Here is a 4020-nt window from a genome sequence, read left to right on the forward strand (position 1 = left end):
GGCCCATCAGGACCCTGGCTATCGCCGCGCGCTCTGGATCGTTGTGATCCTGAATGTTGGTTATGGCGTTCTTGAAATGATCGGCGGGTTCATTGCCGGGTCACAGGCCGTGAAGGCCGACGCGTTGGATTTCATCGGCGATGGCGCGATCACTTTCTTGGGGCTTCTTGCCATCGGATGGAGCCTTCTCTGGCGGGCACGCTCTGCCCTGATCCAGGGCATCTTTCTCGGCCTGCTTGGCCTTGGGGTCTTTAGCACGACCATCATAAGGGCATTCGAGCCGACAACCCCAGACGCCACATTGATGGGGATTCTGGGCCTGATTGCTCTTGTGATAAATGTCATCTCCGTGCTGCCGTTGTTGCGGTACCGCAAGGGCGATGCGAACATGCGCGCTGTCTGGCTTTTCTCGCGTAACGACGCCATCGGCAACGCCGCAGTCGTTATCGCCGCTGGGCTAGTGGTTTGGCTGGGCAGCGCTTGGCCCGATCTTATCGTCGCGTTCGGGATCGCCGGACTGTTCCTGCACTCGTCATGGGCGATCATCCGCGACGCGCGGGCCGATCTGAAGGCGGTGGCATGAACAGCCGCGTTCTCGGTGGGCTTTGCGCCATCGCCGCGTTTGGTGTTGATCAGGGCACCAAGGCTCTTGCCCTGAACTCCCCGGCGCTTGAGAACGGGGTCGAGGTTCTGCCCTTTCTCAACCTCGTGCGGGTTTTGAACGATGGGGTCAGCTTCGGTATGCTCGGCGGGGTCGTACCCTGGTGGGGTCTGGTCGCACTTGCTGCCGTGGTCGTGGCATGGCTGCTGATCTGGCTGTGGAAGGCTCCGGACAGGCTGACAGGTGCGGCGCTCGGTCTGATCATCGGAGGCGCGCTTGGCAATATCCTTGACCGTCTGCGCTATCAGGCCGTCCCTGACTTTCTCGACTTCCATTACGGGTCATACCACTGGCCGTCCTTCAACTTGGCTGACGTGGCGATCTTTTGTGGGGCAGCATTGCTGTTCTGGGACAGCTTTCGCACCTCGAAAGTCAGGCCGGAAAATCGGGAACAAGACAATCGCAAGGGAGATGTCACGGGGGGATAACAGCTAACAGGCAAAGAACTTTGGGAGGGAATTCGGCTTGAGATTTTTGGATTGGATTGACCGTGGCATTCGCGGCATCGGCGTCGTGACTGCGTGGCTGACAGTTGTTTCGATTGCTGCTTATGGCGCGCTTCAGATGCTGGATCGCAAGCTACAACTTGGCGTGTCGAGCTATTTGCCGGACCTGTCCACGTCACTGCTGTTCATCCTAATTTTCTTGACCTTTGGGTATACCTATCTGCGCGACGGTCACGTGCGCGTTGATGTTCTTCGCAGACATTGGTCCGCCCGCCGCATTGCTTGGATCGAACTGATTGGCGGCCTTTTTGTCCTTCTGCCGCTCGCCGCCATCCTGACCTACTACGGATGGGACGGTTTGATGCGCACCACGAAATACGCGGAAACCCAGTTGTGGGCACAACGCATCACCGGGGTCATCGGCCCCATCTTGCTGGCTCTTGCCGGGATGATCGTAGCCCTTCGCAACATCGCCTTTCTGACAGGGAGACGTGCGCAAGGTGCACCGGAACAAGCAAGCGGCCTGCACAATGGTGAATGAGGTCCTCACGGTTGCCATGCTTGTCGTGATGGCGATTGGGGTTTTCAGTGGCTTTCCGGTGGCGCTGGTGCTCGCGGGGACAGGCTTCTTGGGGTTTGTCGCTGCGGTTTGGGTGGGGATCACTGATTTTCAGCATCTGGGGCTGATCTACCTGCGGGCCCGTGGTGTGCTGACCAATGAATCAGTCCAATTCACCAGCGTTCCAATGTTGATTTTTCTTGGCCTGATCCTGAATGCCAGCGGGATTGCCGAAACCATGTTTCGCTTGCTGGGGCGTCTTCTGACAGGCGTTCCCGGTCGCTGCGCCATTGCGACTTTGCTGATCGGCCTCGTTCTTGCGCCCGCCGCCGGGGTGATCGGTGCTTCCGTCATAACTGTGGCGTTGGTGGCCTATGCCCCGATGATGGCGTCGGGCTACGCACCGCGAACCGCAGGAGGCGCTGTCGCAGCTTCTGGAGCATTGGGTGTCGTGTTCCCGCCAGCCGTGATGCTGTTCTTCATCTCGAACGTGTTCTATCTGCGCATCGGATTGATGTATGTGGCCCTCATCGTACCTGTGCTTCTGATGGTCATGGCCTTCGCGGTCTACTTTGCGGTCACGTTGAGAAAAACGGTCGAAATCCCGCTGGACACACCCAAGACCAATCTTGTGTCAGACCTCTTGTTTGTACTCGCGTCTGTCGCGGTCATCGCATCCATTCCGCTCAGCATCATTCTGGGCTTTGCGACACTAACAGAGGCGGCTGGAGTAGGGGTTTTTGGCGCGCTATTGGTCGCGCTGGCGCGAAAGCGCTTGTCTTTCTCATCGTTGAACTCTGTCACGGTGCAGACAAGCACGATGACGTCGATGGTCTTCTTCATCGTATTGGGCGCATCGGTATTCTCGCTCAGTTTCCACCTGGTCGGTGGACCGGACGTCATCTTCGAGTGGATATCCGCATTCGATCTCACCCGGTGGGAACTGTTGGCGATCCTCCTTGGCGTGATCATCATACTTGGGTTTGTTTTTGACTGGATCGAGGTGCTGCTGGTCTTTGTACCCGTACTGATGCCGATTATTTCAGATCTCGACTTCGCAGATCACGTCGGCTCTGCCTACTTTGCGCAGATCTGGATCGCTGGCCTGATTGCGTTGGCCTTGCAAACGTCCTTCCTGACGCCTCCCTTCGGCTATGCCCTGTTTTTTGCCAAGATGGCGGCACCGAAGGGTATCAACCTATCCGATATCTATCGCGGAGCGGTACCTCTTGTTGCCATTGAGATCGTATTGATCGTGGCGCTGATCTCGTTCCCTCAGCTTATCACTTGGCTCCCCGAAATGGCCCTTGGGGATGCGGATGCGCCGCAGCTGATCCAGCGGTGACAGATGTTATGGGCGCGGACGCCGTGCTTTCCTTCGGAGCGGCACTGCTGTTTCGGCACCGTGCCCGCCCCGCGAACGGCGAGGCAAAAAAGGCCAGAAAAAAAGAATAGAAACAATAGGATAGCCGATGTCTAGCATACCATCTGCAACAGGCTTTGACAGCACACTCGCCCTGCTGCGCAACCCGTATGGGTTCATTCGGCAAACTTGCCGCCATCTCGACGCAGACCTCTTCGAAACGCGCATTCTTCTTCACAAGACAATCTGCATGACTGGCGCTGCCGCGGCAGAAGCCTTCTATCGGGAAGAGCAGCTGATCCGCGAAGGCTCGATGCCAAGCCGCATACAAAAGACCCTATTGGGTGAAGGCGGCGTTCAGGGATTGGACGGCGCTACCCACCAGCACCGCAAGAAGATGTTCATGTCGATGATGGGGACCGAGCATATAGCCGCGCTTCAGGGCATGTCACTTCACATGCTGGACAACTTTGCGCCGGACTGGGAGGCGAGGAACGAAGTCGTTTTTTACGACGAAGTGCGCGAAATGCTCACGAGAGCCGTTTGCGCCTGGTGTGGGGTTCCGATTCCCGAGGCGGAGGTGGCGACCCGAACGGCGCAGCTTACATCGCTTTTTCAGGACGCCGGTGCCATCGGCCCGAAACATTGGGCCGCGCGACTGGCGCGCCACCGCCTGGAAAAATGGGCAGCACGGATGATCCAACAGGTCCACGATGGCGAGCTTCAGCCGACGCAGGAAAGCGCCCTTCATTTCATCGCGACATGGCGCGATCTCGACGGGGAGTTGTTGAACCCCAGGGTGGCCGCCGTAGAGTTGCTGAACGTCTTGCGTCCGACCGTGGCGGTGTCTGTATTCATCGTGCAGACGGCGCACGCCCTGTACAGGTACCCAGAATGGCAGGAGAAACTGCGGAACGACGAAGGACTGCTCGAACCCTTCGTTCAGGAGGTCCGCCGCCTCTATCCATTCTTTCCTGCGGTCGCGGCACGA

The 4020-nt window shown here is 58.0% G+C and carries 4 protein-coding genes and 1 pseudogene; all 5 read left to right on the plus strand.

The genetic code is table 11. The features are described from left to right. On the plus strand, positions 1 to 583 hold a 583-nt coding region (locus N4A58_RS17415), incomplete at its 5' end, for a cation transporter (RefSeq protein WP_293711912.1). Next, complete coding sequence (gene lspA / locus N4A58_RS17420; protein ID WP_058314162.1) at positions 580 to 1089, plus strand: signal peptidase II; 510 nt, start codon at positions 580 to 582, stop codon at positions 1087 to 1089. The genes N4A58_RS17415 and lspA, both read left to right, overlap by 4 nt. Before the next feature lie 37 nt (positions 1090 to 1126). Next, positions 1127 to 1648 (plus strand): TRAP transporter small permease subunit, encoded by a 522-nt coding sequence (locus N4A58_RS17425; protein WP_223229250.1) that lies wholly within the window; start codon positions 1127 to 1129, stop codon positions 1646 to 1648. Then, positions 1608 to 3011 (plus strand): TRAP transporter large permease subunit, encoded by a 1404-nt coding sequence (locus tag N4A58_RS17430; protein WP_293711924.1) that lies wholly within the window; start codon positions 1608 to 1610, stop codon positions 3009 to 3011. Before N4A58_RS17425 ends, N4A58_RS17430 begins: the two co-directional genes overlap by 41 nt. A 268-nt stretch (positions 3012 to 3279) precedes the next feature. Beyond that, a pseudogene (locus tag N4A58_RS17435) lies at positions 3280 to 4020 on the plus strand (cytochrome P450); the annotation flags it as partial.

This window comes from Donghicola sp., from assembly GCF_025210255.1.
Classification (GTDB): Bacteria; Pseudomonadota; Alphaproteobacteria; order Rhodobacterales; family Rhodobacteraceae; genus Donghicola; species Donghicola eburneus.